Genomic DNA, 20,222 nt, shown 5'->3' with positions numbered 1-20,222 from the left:
CCGGAAGCTACCGTCCGGCCCGGCGGAGAGTGGATTCGGCGTGCTTGAGGATAGGCCCGTCGATCATCTTGCCCTGGAACGCGAAGACGCCTGACCCGGCCGCGGCGGCCGCGTCCAGCAGTTCGGCCGCAGCGGCGAGCTCGGCGTCGGAGGGCGCATACGCAGTCCGGACCACGGCCACCTGGCTCGGGTGGATGCATGCCTTGGAACCGAAGCCCGAGGCCACGGCGTCACGGGATTCCGCGGCGAGTCCTTCAAGATCCGGGATGTTGACGTAGACGGAGTCGATCGCTTCCTTGCCGAACGCGCCGGCGGCCACCAGGACCGCGGAGCGGGCGTGGAGCGCGACAGCGCGGTAGGCGCCGTCGTCCGTCCTGCTGGATGTGCCGCCGAGGGAGGCGAGCAGGTCCTCGGCGCCCCACATCAGCCCGACGACGTTCGGCTCGGCCGCGATGGCGGCGGCGTTGAGAATCCCGGCCGCCGTCTCGCAGAGCGCAATCACGCTGTAGCCCGCAAGGTCCTTGAGCTGGGCTGCGCTCTCGGCTTTGGCGAGCATGATGTGCCGGTACGGGGTGTGCTTGAGGCAGTGCAGGTCCTTCTCGAACTCCTCCGTGCCGGCCGGATTGACCCGGATGATCGTGCGGCTCGGGTCCAGTTCGGGAACCTCGCCTGAGGAGCCGAGCTGGGCGAGGATGGCCCCGCGGGCACGCTGTTTGTCGGCCGGCGCGACGGCGTCCTCCAGGTCAACGATCACGGCGTCGGAACGCTCGGACGCTTTCTGGTAGCGCTCCGGGCGGTCGGCCGGGCAGAACAGCAGGGCGGGGCCCATCAGGAAACTCATGTGTCTATTCTCCGCTCTTGCGCGCGTTCTGGACCTCTGCATGTGCTTCGCGCACCCACATCAGGCAGCTGCGGGTGGCGAGGGCCACCACCTCGCCGCGCTGGTTCCGGCCGGTGTGCTTCATGGTCGCGATGCCCTGCCCCGGGCGTGAGGAGGACAGCCGTTTTCCGGTCACCACTGTTTCCGTGTACAGGGTGTCACCGTGGTACATCGGGTGCGGGAAGGACACGTCCGTCATCCCCAGCTGCGCGATGATGGTGCCCTGGGTCAGTTGCGGCACGGACTGCCCCACGACGGTGGCCAGGGTAAACATCGAGTTCATCAGGCGCTGGCCGAACGGCTGCCCGGCACTCCAGGCGGCATCAAGGTGCAGGGCCTGGGTATTCATGGTCATGGTGGTGAACAGGACGTTGTCCGTCTCGGTGACGGTCCGGCCGGGCCGGTGCGCATAGACCACGTCCTCCTCGAGCTCGTCGAAGTAGAGTCCGCGCTGTTCAATAACACGGGGTTCAATGACGCGGGGCTGAGCCTCACGCTGGGGGTCCGTTGTCATACGGTCAGTTCCTGGTCTTCCTCGAAAAGTTCGGCGCCGGTGGCCGCGGCCACGTCTTCCACGGACACGTTCGGGGCCAGCTCGCGGAGCACCAGCCGGGATTTCCCGCCGTCGGTCACGACGTCGATCACGGCGAGATCGGTGATGATGCGGTCCACGCAGGCCTGGCCGGTCAGCGGGAGCGAGCAGTGTTCCACGATTTTCGGCCGGCCGTTCCGGTCCACGTGCTCCATCATCACGATCACTTTTTTGGCCCCGAACACCAGGTCCATCGCGCCGCCCATGCCCTTGACCATCTTGCCCGGGACCATCCAGTTGGCCAGGTCCCCGTTCTGGGCGACTTCCATGGCGCCCAGCACAGCCACATCGACGTGCCCGCCGCGGATCATGCCGAAGGAAGCTGCGGAATCGAAGAAGGCGGCGCCCTTGTTGACCGTCACGGTTTCCTTGCCGGCGTTGATGAGATCCGGATCAACCTCGTCCTCGGCCGGGTAGGGCCCGACGCCGAGGATGCCGTTCTCCGAATGCAGGACCACCTCGATGCCGGCTGGAATGTAGTTGGGGATCAGCGTGGGCATGCCGATGCCAAGGTTGACGTACTGGCCGTTGCGCAATTCCAGCGCCACCCGGGCGGCAAGTTCGTTGCGGGTCCAACCCTTCGCGTCAGGGCTAACGCCTGCGGGATGTTCGACGGCGGAGCGGCGGTATTCGTGCCGGACGGCTTCCGGACGCGGCGGCTCCCCCTGCGCATTGTTCGTTTCCACGCTCATGCTCCTGCCTGGTCTCTCGCTGCGGAGGTGCTGCCGGAGAGGGGGCCGTCGGCCGGCACGGCCACCGTCCGCTTCTCAATGCGCTTCTCAACGTCGGGCGCGAGCACCACGCGCTGGACGAAAATGCCGGGAATGTGGACGTGTTCGGGATCCAGCTCCCCCGGTTCCACGAGTTCCTCGACCTCGGCGATAGTGATCTTCCCGGCCATGGCGCACAGAGGGTTGAAGTTCATCGCGGTGGCGTGGAAGACCAGGTTGCCGTGCCGGTCGCCCTTCCAGGCGTGCACGAGACCAAAGTCGGGGGTCAGCGACTCCTCGAGGACGTAGTCGGCGCCGTTGAAGCTGCGCACCTCCTTCGGTGCGGAGGCGATCGCGATGTTGCCGTCGGCGTCGTACTTCTGCGGCAGCCCGCCGTCGGAGACCTGGGTGCCGACGCCGGCGGGCGTGTAGAACGCGGGGATGCCCGCCCCGCCGGCGCGCAGCTTCTCGGCCAGGGTGCCCTGCGGGGTGAGGACCACCTCGAGTTCGCCGGCGAGGTACTGCCGGGCGAATTCCTTGTTCTCCCCCACGTAGGAGCTGACGGTGCGGCGGATCCGGCCGTCCTTCAGCAGGATCCCCAACCCCCAGTCGTCGACGCCGCAGTTGTTGCTGACGGTTTCCAGCTTCGTGGCGCCGCTCTCATGCAGGGCAGCGATCAGGGCCACCGGGATCCCGCAGAGCCCGAAGCCGCCGACGGCGAGGGAGGCGCCGTCGTGGATGTCGGCGACGGCGTCGGCGGCGCTGGCAACAACTTTGTTGATCATCGCAGGATCCTTCCGGCCGGCTACAGTCCCAGTTCGCGGGCGATCAGCATCAGCTGGACCTCCGTGGTGCCCTCGCCGACTTCAAGGATCTTGGAGTCGCGGTAGTGGCGCGCCACGGTGAATTCGTTGATGAAGCCATAGCCGCCGAACACCTGGGTGGCGTCCCGCGCGTTGTCCATGGCTGCCTCGCCTGCGACCATCTTAGCGATGGCGGCCTGCGTCTTGAACGGCTTGCCGGCGAGCATCCGGGCGGCGGCGTCGTAGTAGGCCAGGCGGGCGGTGTGGGCGCGGGCTTCCATCCGGGCGATCTTGAACGCGATGGCCTGGTACTTGCCGATGTTCTGCCCGAAGGCGCTGCGTTCCTTGGCGTATTTCACCGACTGGTCCACGCAGCCCTGGGCAGCACCGACGGCCAGCGCAGCGATCGCGATCCGGCCCTCGTCGAGGATGGACAGGAAGTTCGCGTAACCGCGGCCCTCGGTGCCCAGCAGGTTTTCCTCGGGCACGTGGACGTTGTTGAGCGTCAGCGGGTGGGTGTCCGAGGCGTTCCAGCCCACCTTGTTGTAGGCTTTTTCGGCCTTGAATCCGGGGGTGTCGGTGGGCACCAGGATGGTGGAGATTTCCTTTTTGATGCTGCCGTCCGGGCGTTCCGTCTGGCCGGTCACGGCGGTGACGGTGACGAGCCGGGTGATGTCCGTGCCGGAGTTGGTGATGAACTCCTTGTTGCCGTTGATGACCCACTCTCCACCACCACGTTTGGCGGTGGTTTTGGTGCCGCCGGCGTCGGAGCCGGCTTCCGGCTCGGTCAGGCCGAAGCCGGCGAGCGCCTTGCCGGAGGCCAGCAGCGGCAGCCACTCCTGCTTCTGGGCGTCGTTGCCGAAGCGGTGGATCGGCATGGCGCCGAGGGACACGCCGGCTTCCAGGGTGATGGCGACGGACTGGTCCACCCGGCCGAGCTGTTCCAGCGCCAGGGAGAGGGCGAAGTAGTCCCCGCCCATGCCGCCGAATTCTTCCGGGAAGGGCAGGCCGAAGAGGCCCATGTCCGCCATCTGCGAGACGACCTCGTAGGGGAAGCTGTGTTCCTCGTCGTGCTTGGCGGAGACCGGGGCCACTACCTGGTCGGCGAATTCGCGGACGGTGTCGCTGAGGTCCTGGTATTCCTCGCTGAGTTCAAAATCTGGCATGGGATGACTCCTTTGTCGGGTCTGTGCGTCTGTGGATCTGTTATGTGGGGAATGGTGCTGAAGCTACTGGGGGTTAGTCCGCCGCGCCCATGGCGATGACGGCTTCCTCGATGGTGTCCTCGGCCTTGGAAGGCTCGGTCGGGTGAACAGGGTGGATGGTGGCGAGCACCTGGTCGGCCTTCACGAGGTCACCGGAGGCGATGCCGATGTGCACGGTGCCGCTGAGGGGGGCCACGAGCTGGTGCTCCATCTTCATGGCCTCCACGGAGACCAGCACCTGGCCGGCTTCCACGGCGTCCCCGTTGCTGACGGAAACGGACACCACCGTGCCGGGCATCGGCGATCGCACCGCGGGGTCCGCGGCGCCTTCCTCGCGTTCTATCCCAGCAAGCACCCGTTCCAGCCTGGTTTCGCGGCTGAGCACGTCGAGCCGGCAGGACCAGCCCTCGTTGCCGAGGAAGACTTCCGTGGGAACCAGCTTGTCCCGGTCCTCGCGGACGGGTTGCATGGACACCGGCGCGAGCGAGTACGTCCGGGATTCGCCGCCGAGAGTCAACTCTGCGTGGCCGCGCCTGGGGAAACGGACGGATGCCGTGCGCCGCGGGCCGGCGTTGACGCTGACCGTGGCCGTACCCTCCCCTACCGAGCCGGACACCTCTACCGTGGCGATACCGCCGTCGGGCGTGCCCAGGCTGATCCGTCGCGGTGCAGGTTCACCGAGCCTCCACCCGTCGCGGAGGTGCCAGGGGCCTTTCCCGGCGTCCTGCGGTTCAGGCTCGCGCATTGCCGCGGCGAAGACGGCAGCTGCGGCCACCTCGAAGTCGCCCGCATGCCGGAACGTGAAGTCGGGCATCTTGTGTTCGATCAGGCCGGTGTCGAGCCGGCCGGCGCGGACGTCGGCGTCATTGATCAGCAGGCGCAGGTATTCGACGTTGGTGTTGATGCCCAGCGCGGTGTACCCGGCGAGCGCCCTGTCAAGGGTGTCCAGGGCCGCGGTGCGGTCCTCCCCCCACGCAATGACCTTGGAGATCATCGGATCGTAGCTGGAGGAGATTTGCAGGCCCTCCAGCAGGGCCGAGTCCACCCGGACGTTGCAATCCACGGTGTCCGGCAGTTCGTCCAGCAGGACCACCTGTCCGATGGACGGCAGAAAGTTCTTCTCCGGGATCTCCGCATAGACGCGCGCCTCCACCGCGTGGCCGGTGAGCACGACGTCGTCCTGGCGGAGGGTGAGTTCCTCGCCGGCGGCGATGCGGACCTGCCATTCGACCAGGTCCACGCCGGTGACCATCTCGGTGACCGGATGCTCGACCTGCAGCCGGGTGTTCATCTCCATAAAGAAGAACTCATCCGGGGCGTTGTCGGACACCAGGAACTCCACGGTGCCGGCGCCGGAGTAGTTGACGCTGCGCGCGGCCTGGCAGGCCGCCTCGCCCAGGCGGGCACGGATCCCGGCACCGTCCGGCAGGGATTCCAGCAGCGGGGACGGTGCTTCCTCGATGACCTTCTGGTGGCGGCGCTGCAGCGAGCACTCGCGCTCCCCCAGATGGATGACGTTGCCGTGGTTGTCCGCCAGGACCTGGACTTCGATGTGCCGCGGGGTGGTGACCAGGCGTTCCAGGAAGAGCGTGTCGTCGCCGAAGGCGCTGGCCGCGACCCGGCGCGCGGTGACCAGGGTGGCCTCAAGATCCTCCGGGCGTTCCACGATGTGCATGCCCTTCCCGCCGCCGCCGGCGGAGGGTTTGATCAGCAGCGGGAAGCCGACGCCGGCCGCGGCCTCGATCAGCTGCGCGTCGCTCATTCCGGGCTCGGCGATGCCCGGGACCACCGGGACGCCGTAGCCGGTGACGTGGTTCTTGGAGCGGATCTTGTCGCCCATGACGTTGAGGGATTCGACGCCGGGGCCGATGAACGTGATCCCGGCCTTTTCCAGGGCGCGGGCGAAGTCGACGTTCTCGCTGAGGAAGCCGTAGCCGGGGTGCACGGCCTCTGCGCCAGTGTCGCGGCAGGCCTGGAGGATGGCCTCGATCTTGAGGTAGCTCTCGGTGGCCGCGGCGGGGCCGATCCGGACGGCGACGTCGGCCTCGCGCACGTGCCGGGCGTCGGCGTCGGCGTCGGAATAGACGGCGACCGAACGGATGCCCAGGGCGCGCAGCGTCCGGATCACGCGGCAGGCGATCTCGCCGCGGTTGGCGACGAGCACGGTGCCGAAGAGCGGCTTCGGGGAGTTAATGGTCATTGCTGGCTCACATCCGGAACAGGCCGAAGGAGGTCTCCGGCAGCGGGGTGCGGGAAACGACGTCGAGCGCCAGTCCCAGGACGGTGCGGGTGTCCGCGGGATCGATGATGCCGTCATCCCAGAGGCGGGCGGTGGAGTAGTAGGGGCTGCCCTGGTCCTCGTACTGGGCCTTGATCGGGGCCTTGAACGCTTCCTCGTCCGCGGCGGACCATTCCTCGCCGCGGGCCTCGTACTGGTCCCGTTTCACGGTGGCGAGCACGCCGGAGGCCTGGTTGCCGCCCATCACCGAGATCCGCGACGCCGGCCACATCCACAGGAAGCGGGGCGAGTAGGCCCGCCCGCACATGGAGTAGTTGCCGGCGCCGAAGGACCCGCCGATCACCACGGTCAGTTTGGGCACGCGGGCGGTGGCGACGGCGGTGACCATTTTGGCGCCGTTTTTGGCGATACCGCCCTGCTCATAGTCCTTGCCGACCATAAAGCCGGAGAGGTTCTGCAGGAAGATCAGCGGGATGCCGCGCTGGTCGCAAAGTTCGATGAAGTGCGCGCCCTTGAGCGAGGATTCGCTGAACAACACGCCGTTGTTTGCCACGATGCCCACCGGGTGTCCGTGCAGCTTGGCGAAGCCGGTCACCAGCGTGGTGCCGTAGTTTTTCTTGAACTCGTGGAAGCGGCTGCCGTCCACCAGCCGCGCGATGACCTCGCGCACGTCGTACTGGGCGTTGACGTCGGTGGGGACCGCCCCGTACAGCTCCTCCGGATCCGCGACGGGTTCGACGGCGGTGTCGATGTCCCAGGCGGGGGCTGCCGGGCGGGGAAGGGTGGAGACGATGTCGCGGACGATCTGGAGGGCATGCTCATCGTTTTCGGCGAGGTGGTCCGTGACACCGGAGATCTTCGAGTGCACATCACCGCCGCCGAGCTCCTCGGCCGTGACGATCTCGCCGATCGCGGCCTTCACCAGCGGCGGGCCGCCCAGGAAGATGGTGCCCTGGTTGCGGACAATCACGGTCTCGTCGCTCATCGCGGGAACGTAGGCGCCGCCGGCCGTGCACGAGCCCATCACGGACGCGATCTGCGGGATCTTCGCCGCGGACATCCTGGCCTGGTTGAAGAAGATCCGGCCGAAGTGCTCCTTGTCCGGGAACACCTCGTCCTGTTTGGGCAGGAACGCCCCGCCGGAGTCCACGAGGTAGATGCAGGGCAGCCGGTTCTCCATGGCGATTTCCTGGGCCCGGAGGTGCTTCTTCACCGTCAACGGGTAGTACGTGCCGCCCTTGACGGTGGCGTCGTTGGAGATCACCAGGACCTGGCGGCCGTGGACCAGGCCGATCCCGGCAATGACGCCGGCGCCGGGGGAATCGTCGTTGTACATACCGTTGGCGGCCAGCGGGGCGATTTCCAGGAACGGGCTGCCGTCATCCAGCAGCCGGTCGATGCGTGCGCGGGGCAGGAGCTTGCCGCGGGCCACGTGGCGTTCCCGGGACTTCTCCGGCCCGCCCAGGGCGACGGCGGCGAGGCGCTCCTTTAACTCGAGGGTCAACCCGAGCTGGGCCTCACGGTTCGCGGCGAAGGCGGAGCTGGTGGCGTCCACCTGGCTGGCAATTGTCTCCATTGACTGCTTCCGTTCTCGCACCTTTACGCTGGGGGCCTGCATTGGGCCCATTCCAGCCACTTCGGTTAGTACCACGTAACTGAGATTTAGGTTAGTCTGTATTAACTGTGATGTCCAACACAGGGCCCAGATAGATGCGAAATAGCGACGAGAGGGACATGCCGGTGACCGAGCCCAGCCAGAGGATGCAGGCAGGCGTCCGGCCCCCGACCACCCAGCGCGGCCAGGCCAAGGAGATCCGCCGGCAGGCGCTGCTCTCCGCGGCCGCCGCCCTGTTCGCCGTCGAAGGCTTCAACCGCGTGTCCCTGGAGGATCTCGGGGCGGCAGCTGGGGTCAGCGGACCCGCCGTCTACCGGCACTTTGCCGGCAAGCAGGCCGTCCTCGGCGCCCTGCTGCTGAGCGTCAGCCAGGATTTGCTCGACGGCGGCCGCCGCGTCATCGCCGATTCCAGCGGCGCCGCCGCGGCCCTGCACCGGCTGGTGCAGTTCCAGGTGGACTTCGCCCTCAGCAATCCCGACGTCATCCGGGTCCAGGACCAGGACTTCAGCAACCTCGCCGACGAGGACCAGGCCGAGGTCCGGGCCCTCCAGCGCAACTACGTGGAACTGTGGGTGGAGGTCCTGGCCGGGCTGCACGCCGGGACCGACCCCGCCGAGCTGCGGATGCGCGCCCATGCCACGTTCGGCCTGATCAACTCCACCCCGCACTCGGTGCGCAGCCACGGCCGCAGGATTGCCCTCAAGCGTGCCCGTCCGCTGCTGGAGAGCATGGCCCTGGCCGCCCTGACGGCCCCGGCAGCGCCGCGGGAGCACTGACCTGGGCTGGCGACGACAGTCTGACTGCCGGTTGCGGCCGAGCCAGCTGACGCGCCCATTCGGGTCCGCCCATTCGCCAAAGATAGCCGTTATGGCACTTCCCATGGCGGCCATCTGTGGCGAATCGTTGGCATGGTGGCCGCCCTGCCTGCCACCATGTCCCGAAGAATCTGCCGGCCCGCACCCACGAAGTCCCGCCGCGCCGGCCGCCACGCCGGAAACCCCGGGGCGGGGCCCCGGGATCCCCCATGGGTGTTCCGGACTGCTGGTGTTCAGGACTGCTGTGGTGACCGGAGTCGCTTAGACCATGGCGAGCGCCATGCCGGGGTCGGCCAGGATGGCGCCGAGGTCCTGCAGGAAGCGCGAGCCCTGCTCGCCGTCGACCAGCCGGTGGTCAAAGGACAGGCTCAGCGTCATGACCTGGCGCAGCGCCACCTCGTCCTGGTATTCCCACGGCATCTTGCGGACCGCGCCGAGGGCGAGGATGGCCGCCTCGCCGGGGTTGAGGATCGGAGTGCCGGAATCGATGCCGAAGACGCCGATGTTCGTGATGGAAATGGTGCCCCCGGACAGGTTGGCAGGGCTGGTCTTGCCGGCCCGTGCCGTGTCTGTCAGTTCGGTCAGCGCCGTGGAGAGTTCCAGCAGGGACATCCGGTCCGCGTCCTTGATGTTCGGCACCGTCAGTCCGCGCGGGGTGGCGGCGGCGATGCCCAGGTTCACATAGTTGTACTGAACAATTTCCTGGCTGGCTTCGTCCCAGCGGGTGTTGAGGGTGGGGTGGTTCCGCAGGGCGATCAGCACCGCCTTGGACACGAGGGTCAGCGGCGTGAGCTTGTAGCCGGCGAACGCGCGGCTGGCCTTAAGTTTGGCCAGCAGTTCCATGGTCGGGGTGACGTCGAGGGTCAGGAACTCCGTGACGTGCGGTGCGGTGAAGGCGCTGGAGACCATGGCGGCGGCGGTGAACTTGCGGACACCCTTGATCGGCGTGCGGGTTTCCCGGGCACCGGGCGCGGGGGCCAGGTTCTGGGGAAGCCCGCCCGCCAGCTCCTGGGCTGCCGCGGGCAAGTCCCCTCCCCCGACGAAGTTCCGCACGTCGTCGCGGGTGATGAGACCGTGGTCCCCCGTGCCGGTGACGGCTTCAAGGCTCACGCCGAGGTCCTTGGCCAGCTTGCGCACCGGCGGCGTGGAGCGCGGACGTTCGGCGGGACCTGGTCCGGCCGGCACAATCTGGGCCGGACTGGTGACGACGGGCCGGCTCTCGGCGGGCGCTGCCACGACAGGCGCGGCCACGGAGGCCGCCGCGAGGGGTGCGACAGGCGCGGCCACGGAGGCCGCCGGGGCCGCGAAGCTCCGGGCCCGGCGGGCCGGACGGCCCGAGCCTTCCAGGACGGCACCATAGCCGACGAGGTTCGGCTCGCGCTTGGCGGCCGCGTCACCGGCGCCGGTGGAGCCGGCGGCGTCGTCGTCGCCCTCCACCTCGAAGGAAACAATCGGCTTGCCGACTTCCACGACGGTGCCCGGCTGTTCGTGCAGGGCGGTGATGACGCCGGCGAACGGCGAGGGGAGCTCGACGACGGCTTTGGCCGTCTCTACTTCCGCGATGATCTGGTTGAGAGCGACGGTATCCCCCACCGCGACCTTCCAGGCGACGATTTCCGATTCAGTAAGACCCTCACCGAGATCCGGGAGCCTGAATTCCTTGATCATGGTGGCGCTCATCCTTCCAGTCCGCTCAGGGAGTTGGGACGGCCCAGGGCGCGGTCGACGCCGTCCAGGATCCGGTCCAGGCCCGGCAGGTGGTGCATTTCAAGCTTGGAGTACGGGTACGGGACGTCGAAGCCGGTCACCCGGACCGGGGCGGCTTCGAGGTGGTAGAAGCAGCGTTCGGTGATGCTGGCGGCCACTTCCGCGCCGATGCCGCCGGACTGGCTGGCCTCGTGCGTGATGACAAGCCGGCCGGTCTTCCGGACCGAGGCCTCCAGCGTGGCGAAGTCAACCGGGGACAGCGAGCGCAGGTCGATGACCTCAACCGAGATGCCTTCATCGGCGGCGGCGAGGGCGGCGTCCTTGGCTGTTTTCACGAGCGGGCCGTAGGCCACGAGGGTGACGTCCGTGCCGTCGGTGACCACGCGGGCCTGCTCCATTGACAGGGCGGCGCTGAGGTCCTGGGACTCGTTCACCTCGCCCTTGTCGTGGTAGCGGCGCTTGGGTTCGAAGTAGAGCACCGGATCGTCCGAGGCGATGGCCTGCTGGATCATCGTGTAGGCGTCCTGCGGGTTGGACACGGAGATCACGCGCAGGCCGGAGGTGTGGGTGAAGTAGGCCTCGGGTGATTCGGAGTGGTGTTCCGGGGACCCGATGCCGCCGCCGAAGGGCACGCGGATGGTGATGGGCATCTTGACGGCGCCCTGCGTGCGGTAGTGCATCTTGGCGACCTGGCTGACGATCTGGTCGAAGGCCGGGTAGATGAAGCCGTCGAACTGGATTTCCACCACGGGGCGGTAGCCGCGGTAGGCCAGGCCCACGGCGGTGCCCATGATGCCCGACTCGGCAAGCGGTGTGTCGACGACGCGGTGCGTGCCGAAGTCCTTCTGCAGGCCGTCCGTGACGCGGAAGACGCCGCCGAGGGCGCCGATGTCCTCGCCCATGAGGATGACCTTGGGATCGTTTTCGAGGGACTTGCGCAGGCCAGAATTGATGGCTCGGGCAAAGGTCATCTGCGTCATCAGCGTGCACCTTCTTCAGAGGCGGCTTCTGCGGGATCGCCGAAGGAAGCCAGGTAGCGGGAATAGTGGTCCTGCTGGCGGTCCAGCGTGGAGTGGGGCGTGCTGTAGACGTTCTTGAAGATGTCCATCGGCGCCGGCTCGGGCATGTTGATGGTGCCGGAGCGCAGCGCCTTGGCCACGGCGTCCGCCTTGGCCGCGACGGCTGTTTCGAAGTCTTCGGTGAGCAGTCCCTTGCGTTCGAGCAGCGACTTCAGCCGGGCGATCGGGTCCTTGGCCGCCCAGTCCTCGAGCTCGTTGGCGTCGCGGTACTTGGTGGGATCATCGGCCGTCGTGTGCGGGCCCATCCGGTAGGTGACGGCCTCGATGAAGGTCGGTCCGCCGCCGTGGCGTGCACGGTCGATGGCGATGCGGGTTGCGGCCATCACGGCCAGGACGTCGTTGCCGTCCACCCGAATGCTGGGGATGCCGAAGCCGGCCGCGCGGTCCGCGATCTGGATGTGGGACTGCAGCCGGACGGGCTCGGAGATGGCCCAGTGGTTGTTCTGGCAGAAGAAGACCACCGGGGACTGGAAGCTGGCGGCAAACACCAAAGCCTCGTTGACGTCGCCCTCGCTCGTGGCGCCGTCGCCGAAGTAGGCCACGGCGACCGCATCGGCGCCGTCGTTCTGGATGCCCATGGCGTAGCCGGTGGCGTGCAGCGTCTGGGCGCCGATGATGATCTGCTGCGTGGCGACGTTCACCGAGTAGGGGTCCCAGCCGGCCAGGGCGTTGCCCCGCCAGGCCTTGACGATGTCCTCGGGGTTGACGCCGCGGACATAGGCGACGCCGTTGTCGCGGTAGCTGGGGAAGACGAAATCGTCCTCCCGAAGGGCCCGCGCCGAACCGATCTGGGATGCTTCCTGGCCCAGGAGCGGTGGCCAGAGGGCGAGCTCGCCCTGCCGCTGCAGGGCGGTGGCCTCGGAATCGATACGCCGGATGACCACCATGTCCTCATAGAGGGAACCAAGCTGCTCATCGCTGACGTCCTGGACCCAGGAGTCGAACTCGGGATGGCTGACACGGTCGCCGGCCGGGGTGATGAGCTGAAGGAGATCCCCGCCAGTCCGCCTGTTTGATTCTGCACTGTTCCCGGGGCCGCCGGCGGAAATGCCGCCCGTGCCCGCGTCGTCGGTAAACACAGTAGTCCGCACCTTCTGACGTCGTCTGACCGGAACTCGCAGGACTCGTGATCCCGGCGCGCACCGACCGCCCGGGCGCCGTTGCCCCGGATAGTTGTGACCCTACTCACAACGCCCATTGGGTACAACCACCGGTGGATAAGTTGAGCATTTTGCCCTGTCCGGGGCACCGTGACCGTGCTAATCTTGCGCATTATGCAACCCTTGGATGGCACCGATACCCGCCTGCTTTCGGCCATGGCCCGCGACCCCCGGCGGACCGTGGTGGCGCTGGCGCAGAAGCTCGGATTGTCCCGGAATACGGTGCAGGCCCGGATGGCGCAGCTGGAGAAGAAACACGTCTTCCTCTCCTTTGAGCGGCGCATCAATCCGGCCTCGTTGGGCTACCCGCTGATGGCCTTCATCTCGGTGCATGTCCAGCAGCAGAAGCTCGGCCGGCTGGCGGTGGAACTCGCGGACATTCCGGAGATCCTGGAGGGCTATGGCCTGACCGGCTCGGCGGACCTGCTGCTGCGTGTGGTGGCGCTCGATGCCGAGGACCTCTTCCGGATCAACGGCAAGATTCTGGCGTGCGACGGCGTGGACCGGACAGACACCGCCCTGGCCATGGGCGAGTTGATCCCGTTCCGGATGCAGCCGCTGCTGGAGCGCGGCTCCGCGGAAGGCTGACGCCGGGGATAGCCGGCACCCGGAGAAACTGCGCCAGGACAAAAGAGGCAGGAGCCCCCGTGCACTGCGCGGGGGCTCCTGCTCTCTCTTGGCCGCTGGTGGCAGCTGCCGGCTCGTGGCGCCGGTTTGCGCACCTAGTGGTCTGTGGCCTTTTCTGCGCCCACACCGGTGAGGGAACGGACCTCCATTTCGGCCTGCTTGGTGGTGTCTTCCAGCTTCTTGTCCAGCACCGAACCGAGCCAGCCCAGGAAGAACGCGAGCGGGATGGAGACGATGCCGGGGTTGCTGAGCGGGAAGATCGCGAAGTTGGCGCCCGGGATCATGGACGTCTTGGCACCCGAAACCACCGGGGAGAGTGCGATCAGGATGATGGCGGAGCCCAGTCCGCCGTACATGCTCCAGAGGGCGCCCTGGGTGGTGAACTTGCGCCAGTACAGCGAGTACACGATGGTGGGCAGGTTGGCCGAGGCTGCCACCGCGAAGGCGAGCGCCACGAGGAACGCGACGTTCTGGCCGTTGGCGAAAATGCCGCCGGCAATGGCCAGCAGGCCGATGACCACCACGGTGCGGCGGGCCACCTTGACCTCGGTGTCGGCGTCGGCCTTGCCCTTGGCGATGACGCTGGCGTAGATGTCGTGCGCAAACGATGCCGCCGCGGTGATGGTGAGGCCGGCGACGACGGCCAGGATGGTCGCGAAGGCCACCGCGGAGATGAAGCCGAGCAGCAGCGGCCCGCCGAGGTGGAACGCCAGCAGCGGTGCGGCCGAGTTGACGCCGCCCGGGGCGGCCTTGATCGTCTCGGCGCCCACCAGTGCCGCAGCACCGTAGCCCAGGACGAGGGTGAACAGGTAGAACAGGCCGATCAGCCCGATGGACCAGACCACGGACTTGCGGGCTTCCTTGGCCGTCGGGACCGTGTAGAAGCGCATGAGCACGTGGGGCAGCGCCGCGGTGCCGAGGACGAGGGCCAGGCCGAGGGACATGAAGTCGAGCTTGGAGGTCTCGGTCTTGCCGTACTGCAGGCCCGGGTTGAGCATGTTCGGGTTGCCTGAGGTCTCCACCGCGCCGCCCAGCAGGTCGGACATGTTGAAACCGTAGATGGCCAGGACCCAGAAGGTCATCACTGCGGCACCGGCAATCAGGAGCATGGCCTTGATGATCTGGACCCAGGTGGTGCCCTTCATGCCGCCGATCAGTACGTACATGATCATCAGGGCGCCGACGACGATGATCACCAGGGCCTGTCCGCCCCAGTCGCTGATACCCAGGAGCAGGGAAATCAGGCTGCCGGCTCCTGCCATCTGGGCCAGGAGATAGAAGAAGCAGACCGCGAGGGTGGAGATGGCCGCGGCGATGCGCACGGGGCGCTGCTTGAGCCGGAAGGAGAGCACATCGGCCATGGTGAACTTGCCGGTGTTGCGGAGCAGTTCAGCGACGAGCAGCAGTGCTACGAGCCAGGCGACGAGGAATCCGATGGAGTACATGAAGCCGTCGTAGCCGTTGATGGCGATGGCTCCGGTGATGCCGAGGAACGAGGCCGCCGAGAGGTAGTCCCCGGCGATGGCCGTGCCGTTCTGCGGTCCGGTGAAGGAACGCCCGGCCGCGTAGTAGTCCGCCGCCGTCTTGTTGTTGCGGCTGGCCCTGATCACAATAACCATGGTGATCGCGACGAACAGGCCGAAGATGCCCATGTTCAGCAGGGTGGTGTCCTTGAGATCCGCAACATTGACTGCGGGAACCATGAGCGTCGTCATTTTGTCACCCCGGTGATGTTGTTGCCGTGCTTGTCGAATTCGTGGCCCTCGATCTCGTGGCGGATTTCGGCGGCGATCGGGTCAAGCCTCCGGTTGGAGTAACTGACATACCAGCCCGTGATGGCGAACGTGGTCACGAATTGCAGCAGGCCCATGATCAGGCCGATGTTGATGTTGCCCCAGACCTTGGTGGACATGAAGCCCACCGCGTAGTCGGCCAGCAGCACGTAGGCGAAGTACCAGAGCAAAAACGCAATGGTCATCGGAAAGACAAAGCTGCGGTGACGTGTGCGAAGTTCCTGGAACCGCTCCGTCGACTGGACTTCCTTGAAGTCCACGGCCGCCGCGGCGTCCGTTTCTTGGGCTTCGTGACCCATCGTTCCTCCTCATTGAGAGATTTGAGTTCACACCGGCTGCCCAGGAATGTTCCTAACAGCCCACCGGCCAATGTGACTACCATCACTGTGCGCCGTGGTGCGCCTAACATTCCACCACCCCCGTACCCTCCAGCGCTCAGTGGTCCCGATGCTGCGCTCAGCGGTGCCCGTGGGGGTGTCCGGCGCCGCGCGGGGCCCCTTCCCGGCAGGCTCCGCGATACGCTGAGCGCATGCCCGACTCTCCCCTGTTCACCGCCGCCGCCGTCGCTGTGATCGCGATGGCGATCGCCGTCGTCGTCGCCGTCGGGCTGCAGGTCCTGCGCTCCTTCCGGGAGCTCGGCACGGACGCAGAGCAGGCCACCTACAAGACGCTGCACGCGGCCTCCCGGGCCGGGCAGCACCTGCGGACCGGCCTCAATCCGGCCGGTGCGGCCAAAGCCAGCCGGCAGCTGCGCAGCCTGCTCGGCAGCGACGCGCTGGCGATTACCGACACCGCGGGTGTGCTTGCCTGGGATGGCGCGGGCGAGGACCTCAAACCGGTGCTGATGGAGCTGGCGGCCGGGGTGCTCGACGGCGGCCATACCGCCGTGATCCCGGCCGGGGAGGTGCAGGAACTTCTGCACGGCACGGGTGCCGTGGCGGCCCGGCCGGAGGTGGAGCGCGCCGCGGTGATCGCCCCGATCAGGGCCGGCACCCGTGTGGTGGGCGTTGTGGCGGCCTTCGCCCCGTCGGCTGGCGCGGGCCTGGTCCGGGCCACCAGCGAGGTGGCCGACTGGGTGGCGGCCCAGGTGGAGCTGGCCGAACTCGATGCCTCCCGCACGCTGCTGATGGAGGCGGAAGTGCGCGCGCTCCGGGCCCAGATCAGTCCGCACTTTATCTATAACTCGCTCAACGCGATCGCGTCCTTCATCAACACCGACCCGGTGCGGGCCCGGGAGCTCGTGGTGGAATTCGCCGACTTCACCCGCTATTCGTTCCGCCGCCACGGCGACTTCACCACCCTGGCCGAGGAGCTGCGCTGCATCGACCGCTACCTGCTCCTGGAGCGTGCCCGGTTTGGGGACCGCGTCCAGGTGAGCCTGCGGATCGCGCCCGAGGTGCTCAGTACCGTGATCCCGTTCCTGAGCCTGCAGCCGCTGGTGGAGAACGCGGTCCGGCACGGCCTGGAGGCCAAGGAAGGCCCGGGCCACATCTCCATCACGGCCAACGACTCCGGCGCCTACGCCGAGGTGACCATCGAGGACGACGGCGTGGGCATGGACCCCGAACAGCTGCGGTCGGTCCTTGCCGGCCACAGCGACGGCGACCACGTGGGACTGCGCAACGTGGACACCCGGCTGCGGCAGGTGTACGGCGAGGACAACGGGCTCGTCATCGAAACGGCGCCCGGGGAGGGCACGCTGATTACGATGCGGGTGCCCAAGTCCCAGCCCCGCCACGACGCCTGACCCCGCGGCTGATACGGGGTGAAATGCCTCCGGCAGTAGTCTAGGACCATGATTAACGTCCTCGTCGCCGACGACGAGCTGCCCGCGGTTGAAGAACTCGCCTTCCTGCTCCGCCGCGACGACCGGATCGGCAGCATCTACCGGGCTTCCTCCGGCGCGGAGGCGCTGCGCGCGCTGGAAGCCGAAGAAGTCGACGCCGTCTTCCTCGACATCCACATGCCCGCCCTCTCCGGGCTGGACATTGCCCGGGCGATCTCCCGCAACGCCCGCCCCCCGGCGGTCGTGTTCGTCACCGCGGACGAGGACCGCGCCTTGGAGGCCTTCGAGCTGGCAGCCGTTGACTACCTGCTCAAGCCCGTGCGCGCCGACCGGCTGGCAAAATCGATCGGCCGGATCAGCGATCTGCTCAAGGACGGCGCCAAGGCTGCCGACATGATCACGGTGGACCTTGGCGGGACCACCAAGATGATCCGGCGCGAGGACGTCACCTATGTCCAGGCCCAGGGCGACTACGCCAGGCTCCACACGGCGGACGCGAGCTACCTCATCCGGGTCCCGCTGGCCGACCTCGAACAGCAGTGGGCCGACGCCGGGTTCATCCGCACCCACCGGTCCTATCTCATCGCCCTGAACCACATCAGCCACATGAAGCTTGCCTCGGCCAGTCCCAGTGTGACCGTTGCAGGGGCTGAACTGCCGATCAGCCGGCGGCACCTGCCGTCAGTGCGGGAGAAACTCGAAGCGACCCGGATCCGGCCGCAGGCATGACACGCGTCCGCGTGACGGCACCGCGCTCCATGGCCCCGCGCGGCACGGCCCTGACCGCGGCCCGCTCGGCCGCGGCCTCCCGCGAAGCTGCCGAGGAGTCCGACGCCGGGCAGGTGTTCGTCCGCTCGCTCATCCGCTCGCAGCTGCGGCTGGCTCTGGTGGTCGCCGGCGGCTTCCTGTTGATCCTGGTCGCCTTCGCGCTGGTGCTGGGGCTGGTCCCGGGCCTCGCGGAATCGACTATTGCCGGGCTGCCCTTCAACTGGGTCCTACTGGGAGCCGGAATCTATCCCGTGACCGGGCTCAGCGCCTGGCTGTATATCCGGACGGCCGCGCGGAACGAGGCCCGGTACCGGGATCTCGTCGGCGACAAATGAGGCGCCGGTGAACCCGGTAGTCGGAATCGCGGCGTTCGTCGCCGTTTCGCTGGCCACCGCCGCCTTCGGCTTCTACGGGCTGCGGATCTCCCGCACCACCGGGGACTTCTACGTGGCATCCCGCACCGTCCGGCCGTGGTGGAATGCCTCGGCGATCGGCGGTGAGTACCTTTCCGCCGCCAGCTTCCTCGGCGTCGCCGGCCTCATCCTGCTCTCCGGCACGGATGCCCTGTGGTTCCCCGTCGGCTACACCGCCGGGTACCTCATGCTGCTCTTGTTCGTGGCCGCCCCGCTGCGCCGCTCCGGCGCCTACACGATTCCGGACTTCACCGAGGCACGGCTCGATTCGCGGGCCGCACGGCGGGTCACGAGCCTTGTGGTGGTGATGGTCGGCTGGCTCTACATCGTCCCGCAGCTGCACGGCGCGGCGCTGGCCATCCGGATCACCACCGGGCTGCCCGCGTGGGTGGGGCAGGTGGCGGTGGTCGCCGTCGTCTGCTTCACCGTCATCGCGGGCGGAATGCGTTCCATCACCTTCGTCCAGGCCTTCCAGTACTGGCTCAAGCTGACGGCACTGGCCGTGCCGATCCTCTTCATCCTGTTCATGCTGGCCTCCAACGGGACCCCCGCGGCGGCCGACGCCGCCGTGAACCCCACGGGCGCTCCCGCCGCGGGGCCGTACCAGACCATCTCGTTGCTGGTTGCCCTCCTGTTCGGAACCTTGGGGCTGCCGCACGTCCTGGTCCGGTTCTATACCAACCCGGACGGGCAGTCGGCCCGCCGGACCACGCTGATTGTCCTGGGCCTGCTCTCGGTCTTCTACCTGTTACCGACTGCCTACGGGCTGACCGGCCGCACGTTTGCCCCTGGACTGGCGCAAAGCGGGCAGGCCGATGCACTGGTGCTGCTGCTGCCGGGCCGGATGGTCGGCGGAATGGCAGGCGACCTGCTCTCCGCCCTCGTGGTGGCGGGCGCCTTCGCCGCCTTCCTCTCCACAACGTCCGGGCTGGTGGTCTCTCTCGCCGGGGTGATCAGCCAGGATCTGCTGGGCGGGAGTGTGCGCGGTTTCCGCTGGGCTGCGCTGATCTCCGCGCTGGTGCCGCTGGGGATCGCGTCAATGACGGACTCGCTCGCGCTGGCCGGAAGCGTGGGGCTGGTCTTTGCGTTCACAGCCTCAACGATCTGCCCCGTGCTGCTGTTGGGCATCTGGTGGCGGGGGCTGACGGACGCTGGCGCCATCGCCGGCATGGTGACGGGCGGGGTTTTGTGCGGCGGTGCCATGGTGGCGGGGTCCGTGTTGGGCGCGGCCGGGACGCCGTCGTGGCTGGCGCTGCCCGCCGCCTGGACGGTGCCGGCAGCGTTCGCCGTGATGGTCCTCGTCTCCCGCGCGACCAGGGACCGCGTGCCACGGACCATCACCCGGCTGATGACCCGGCTGCACACCCCGGAACGGCCCCTCGCCACCGAGCGTTAGCGGTCCCGGGGGAATTTGCTCCCGCTGCAGCGGTCCTTAGTCGATCGCGGACATCAGTTCGACGATTCGGTCCAGGAAAGCGTCAACCTGGCTTTCCTCGTAGCCGTCGCGTCCCACGGCCGGCCGGAAGACGGCGCGCCGGACGTTGTCCACGCTCAGCGGCTGGTCCTTTTCCAGGTAGCCGATCAGCTCGTGGCAGAGGTCATCCACGTCGGTGGTGTTGTAACTTCGGACCTTGGGCTTGGCGGGGCGCCGGAAGCGCTGGCCGTCGGGACGGTGCAGGCGGCCGCGGAGCAAGCCGGCGAGCTTGCCGATTTCCCGCAGCCACGCTTCCTCGCCCCGCTCGGCGACCAGTTCGTCGCGTTCGCGCCTGGCGAGGGCGTCTTCCAGGCGGTCCAGTGCCGCGTCCACCCCGGCAGCGGCGTAGCCGCCCTTGACGGGATCGAAGGAAACGGCGCGGACATCGGCGCTCCGGACCGGGCGGCCGTCTGTCCTCTTGGACTCGAAGGACACGCGGGCGCGTTGCAGGAACTGATCGACCTGCTTGGCGTTGTAGCCGTACTGGTTCCGCTGCACGCGGTCAAAGGAAGCAGGAATCTGCCGTTGAATGTCCACTGTAACTATGTTTCCTTCA

At 67.7% G+C, this 20,222-nt stretch carries 19 protein-coding genes; 6 read left to right on the top strand and 13 right to left on the bottom strand.

Going from position 1 to position 20,222, the window contains the following annotated elements:
- Window positions 1–7 precede the first annotated feature (7 nt).
- From BJG92_RS09500 to BJG92_RS09470, 7 genes are all read right to left on the bottom strand, one after another.
- Window positions 8–841 (bottom strand): CoA ester lyase, encoded by an 834-nt coding sequence (locus BJG92_RS09500; RefSeq protein WP_232083781.1) that lies wholly within the window; start codon window positions 839–841, stop codon window positions 8–10.
- A gap of 4 nt (window positions 842–845) precedes the next feature.
- Entirely contained in the window at window positions 846–1,394 is a 549-nt protein-coding gene (locus BJG92_RS09495) for a MaoC family dehydratase (RefSeq protein WP_232083780.1), read from the bottom strand.
- On the bottom strand, window positions 1,391–2,164 hold the full coding sequence (locus BJG92_RS09490; protein ID WP_232083779.1) for a CoA transferase subunit B: 774 nt from the start codon (window positions 2,162–2,164) through the stop codon (window positions 1,391–1,393). The genes BJG92_RS09495 and BJG92_RS09490 overlap by 4 nt, the downstream gene beginning before the upstream one ends.
- Window positions 2,161–2,967 carry a CoA transferase subunit A gene (locus BJG92_RS09485; protein ID WP_232083778.1) on the bottom strand — a complete coding sequence of 269 codons (807 nt, stop codon included), beginning with the start codon at window positions 2,965–2,967 and terminating at the stop codon, window positions 2,161–2,163. The genes BJG92_RS09490 and BJG92_RS09485 overlap by 4 nt, the downstream gene beginning before the upstream one ends.
- Before the next feature lie 20 nt (window positions 2,968–2,987).
- A complete protein-coding gene (locus tag BJG92_RS09480) occupies window positions 2,988–4,151 on the bottom strand; it encodes an acyl-CoA dehydrogenase family protein (RefSeq protein ID WP_232083777.1) in 1,164 nt (387 codons plus the stop codon).
- Window positions 4,152–4,224: 73 nt separating this feature from the next.
- Window positions 4,225–6,390: a biotin carboxylase N-terminal domain-containing protein gene (locus BJG92_RS09475; protein ID WP_232083776.1), complete on the bottom strand. Its 2,166-nt coding sequence runs from the start codon at window positions 6,388–6,390 to the stop codon at window positions 4,225–4,227.
- 7 nt (window positions 6,391–6,397) lie between these two features.
- Window positions 6,398–8,005, bottom strand: a complete 1,608-nt coding sequence (locus BJG92_RS09470) for a carboxyl transferase domain-containing protein (protein ID WP_232083775.1) — start codon at window positions 8,003–8,005, stop codon at window positions 6,398–6,400.
- Between the two features lie 158 nt (window positions 8,006–8,163).
- Between BJG92_RS09470 and BJG92_RS09465 the strand changes: the two genes are divergently transcribed.
- Complete coding sequence (locus BJG92_RS09465; RefSeq protein ID WP_232083774.1) at window positions 8,164–8,820, top strand: TetR/AcrR family transcriptional regulator; 657 nt, start codon at window positions 8,164–8,166, stop codon at window positions 8,818–8,820.
- Window positions 8,821–9,120: 300 nt separating this feature from the next.
- Here BJG92_RS09465 and BJG92_RS09460 read toward each other — a convergent pair whose 3' ends face one another.
- The 3 genes from BJG92_RS09460 to pdhA are packed head-to-tail and all read right to left on the bottom strand — an operon-like array spanning window position 9,121 to window position 12,724.
- Window positions 9,121–10,539, bottom strand: coding sequence for a dihydrolipoamide acetyltransferase family protein (locus tag BJG92_RS09460; protein WP_232083773.1), 1,419 nt, complete (start codon window positions 10,537–10,539; stop codon window positions 9,121–9,123).
- Window positions 10,536–11,546 carry an alpha-ketoacid dehydrogenase subunit beta gene (locus BJG92_RS09455; protein WP_232083772.1) on the bottom strand — a complete coding sequence of 337 codons (1,011 nt, stop codon included), beginning with the start codon at window positions 11,544–11,546 and terminating at the stop codon, window positions 10,536–10,538. The genes BJG92_RS09460 and BJG92_RS09455 overlap by 4 nt, the downstream gene beginning before the upstream one ends.
- The gene (gene pdhA, locus BJG92_RS09450; protein WP_374199784.1) at window positions 11,546–12,724 is read right to left on the bottom strand and encodes a pyruvate dehydrogenase (acetyl-transferring) E1 component subunit alpha; all 1,179 of its coding nucleotides are present in this window, start codon (window positions 12,722–12,724) and stop codon (window positions 11,546–11,548) included. The genes BJG92_RS09455 and pdhA overlap by 1 nt, the downstream gene beginning before the upstream one ends.
- A gap of 195 nt (window positions 12,725–12,919) precedes the next feature.
- Here pdhA and BJG92_RS09445 point away from each other — a divergent pair, with 195 nt between their 5' ends.
- Window positions 12,920–13,393 (top strand): Lrp/AsnC family transcriptional regulator, encoded by a 474-nt coding sequence (locus tag BJG92_RS09445; protein WP_232083771.1) that lies wholly within the window; start codon window positions 12,920–12,922, stop codon window positions 13,391–13,393.
- A gap of 134 nt (window positions 13,394–13,527) precedes the next feature.
- On the opposite strand, the gene BJG92_RS09440 is transcribed toward BJG92_RS09445, so the two are convergent.
- Both BJG92_RS09440 and BJG92_RS09435 read right to left on the bottom strand, forming a co-directional pair.
- Entirely contained in the window at window positions 13,528–15,147 is a 1,620-nt protein-coding gene (locus BJG92_RS09440) for a cation acetate symporter (protein ID WP_232083770.1), read from the bottom strand.
- Window positions 15,144–15,524, bottom strand: a complete 381-nt coding sequence (locus BJG92_RS09435; RefSeq protein WP_232083769.1) for a DUF485 domain-containing protein — start codon at window positions 15,522–15,524, stop codon at window positions 15,144–15,146. Before BJG92_RS09435 ends, BJG92_RS09440 begins: the two co-directional genes overlap by 4 nt.
- A 230-nt stretch (window positions 15,525–15,754) precedes the next feature.
- Here BJG92_RS09435 and BJG92_RS09430 point away from each other — a divergent pair, with 230 nt between their 5' ends.
- From BJG92_RS09430 to BJG92_RS09415, 4 genes are read left to right on the top strand one after another with little or no spacing between them, the layout of a single operon-like run.
- On the top strand, window positions 15,755–16,972 hold the full coding sequence (locus BJG92_RS09430) for a sensor histidine kinase (protein ID WP_232083768.1): 1,218 nt from the start codon (window positions 15,755–15,757) through the stop codon (window positions 16,970–16,972).
- 48 nt (window positions 16,973–17,020) lie between these two features.
- Complete coding sequence (locus BJG92_RS09425; protein WP_232083767.1) at window positions 17,021–17,740, top strand: LytTR family DNA-binding domain-containing protein; 720 nt, start codon at window positions 17,021–17,023, stop codon at window positions 17,738–17,740.
- Window positions 17,737–18,114 (top strand): hypothetical protein, encoded by a 378-nt coding sequence (locus BJG92_RS09420; RefSeq protein WP_232083766.1) that lies wholly within the window; start codon window positions 17,737–17,739, stop codon window positions 18,112–18,114. Before BJG92_RS09425 ends, BJG92_RS09420 begins: the two co-directional genes overlap by 4 nt.
- A 7-nt stretch (window positions 18,115–18,121) precedes the next feature.
- Window positions 18,122–19,588, top strand: a complete 1,467-nt coding sequence (locus BJG92_RS09415; RefSeq protein WP_232083765.1) for a cation acetate symporter — start codon at window positions 18,122–18,124, stop codon at window positions 19,586–19,588.
- A gap of 36 nt (window positions 19,589–19,624) precedes the next feature.
- Here BJG92_RS09415 and BJG92_RS09410 read toward each other — a convergent pair whose 3' ends face one another.
- A complete protein-coding gene (locus BJG92_RS09410; RefSeq protein ID WP_232083764.1) occupies window positions 19,625–20,203 on the bottom strand; it encodes a DivIVA domain-containing protein in 579 nt (192 codons plus the stop codon).
- Between the last annotated feature and the right edge of the window lie 19 nt (window positions 20,204–20,222).

The organism is Arthrobacter sp. SO5, assembly GCF_020532805.1.
Lineage (GTDB): Bacteria > Actinomycetota > Actinomycetes > Actinomycetales > Micrococcaceae > Arthrobacter.
The sequence above is the reverse complement of the archived record's forward strand: the minus strand, read 5'-3'. Positions and strand labels throughout refer to the sequence as shown.

What these genes read in the sequence shown, in the direction of transcription:
- BJG92_RS09500 (WP_232083781.1), bottom strand. Translation starts at nt 841, where the DNA reads ATGAGTTTCCTGATGGGCCCCGCCCTGCTGTTCTGCCCGGCCGACCGC.
- BJG92_RS09495 (WP_232083780.1), bottom strand. Translation starts at nt 1,394, where the DNA reads ATGACAACGGACCCCCAGCGTGAGGCTCAGCCCCGCGTCATTGAACCC.
- BJG92_RS09490 (WP_232083779.1), bottom strand. Translation starts at nt 2,164, where the DNA reads ATGAGCGTGGAAACGAACAATGCGCAGGGGGAGCCGCCGCGTCCGGAA.
- BJG92_RS09485 (WP_232083778.1), bottom strand. Translation starts at nt 2,967, where the DNA reads ATGATCAACAAAGTTGTTGCCAGCGCCGCCGACGCCGTCGCCGACATC.
- BJG92_RS09480 (WP_232083777.1), bottom strand. Translation starts at nt 4,151, where the DNA reads ATGCCAGATTTTGAACTCAGCGAGGAATACCAGGACCTCAGCGACACC.
- BJG92_RS09475 (WP_232083776.1), bottom strand. Translation starts at nt 6,390, where the DNA reads ATGACCATTAACTCCCCGAAGCCGCTCTTCGGCACCGTGCTCGTCGCC.
- BJG92_RS09470 (WP_232083775.1), bottom strand. Translation starts at nt 8,005, where the DNA reads ATGGAGACAATTGCCAGCCAGGTGGACGCCACCAGCTCCGCCTTCGCC.
- BJG92_RS09465 (WP_232083774.1), top strand. Translation starts at nt 8,164, where the DNA reads ATGCCGGTGACCGAGCCCAGCCAGAGGATGCAGGCAGGCGTCCGGCCC.
- BJG92_RS09460 (WP_232083773.1), bottom strand. Translation starts at nt 10,539, where the DNA reads ATGAGCGCCACCATGATCAAGGAATTCAGGCTCCCGGATCTCGGTGAG.
- BJG92_RS09455 (WP_232083772.1), bottom strand. Translation starts at nt 11,546, where the DNA reads ATGACGCAGATGACCTTTGCCCGAGCCATCAATTCTGGCCTGCGCAAG.
- BJG92_RS09445 (WP_232083771.1), top strand. Translation starts at nt 12,920, where the DNA reads ATGCAACCCTTGGATGGCACCGATACCCGCCTGCTTTCGGCCATGGCC.
- BJG92_RS09440 (WP_232083770.1), bottom strand. Translation starts at nt 15,147, where the DNA reads ATGACGACGCTCATGGTTCCCGCAGTCAATGTTGCGGATCTCAAGGAC.
- BJG92_RS09435 (WP_232083769.1), bottom strand. Translation starts at nt 15,524, where the DNA reads ATGGGTCACGAAGCCCAAGAAACGGACGCCGCGGCGGCCGTGGACTTC.
- BJG92_RS09430 (WP_232083768.1), top strand. Translation starts at nt 15,755, where the DNA reads ATGCCCGACTCTCCCCTGTTCACCGCCGCCGCCGTCGCTGTGATCGCG.
- BJG92_RS09425 (WP_232083767.1), top strand. Translation starts at nt 17,021, where the DNA reads ATGATTAACGTCCTCGTCGCCGACGACGAGCTGCCCGCGGTTGAAGAA.
- BJG92_RS09420 (WP_232083766.1), top strand. Translation starts at nt 17,737, where the DNA reads ATGACACGCGTCCGCGTGACGGCACCGCGCTCCATGGCCCCGCGCGGC.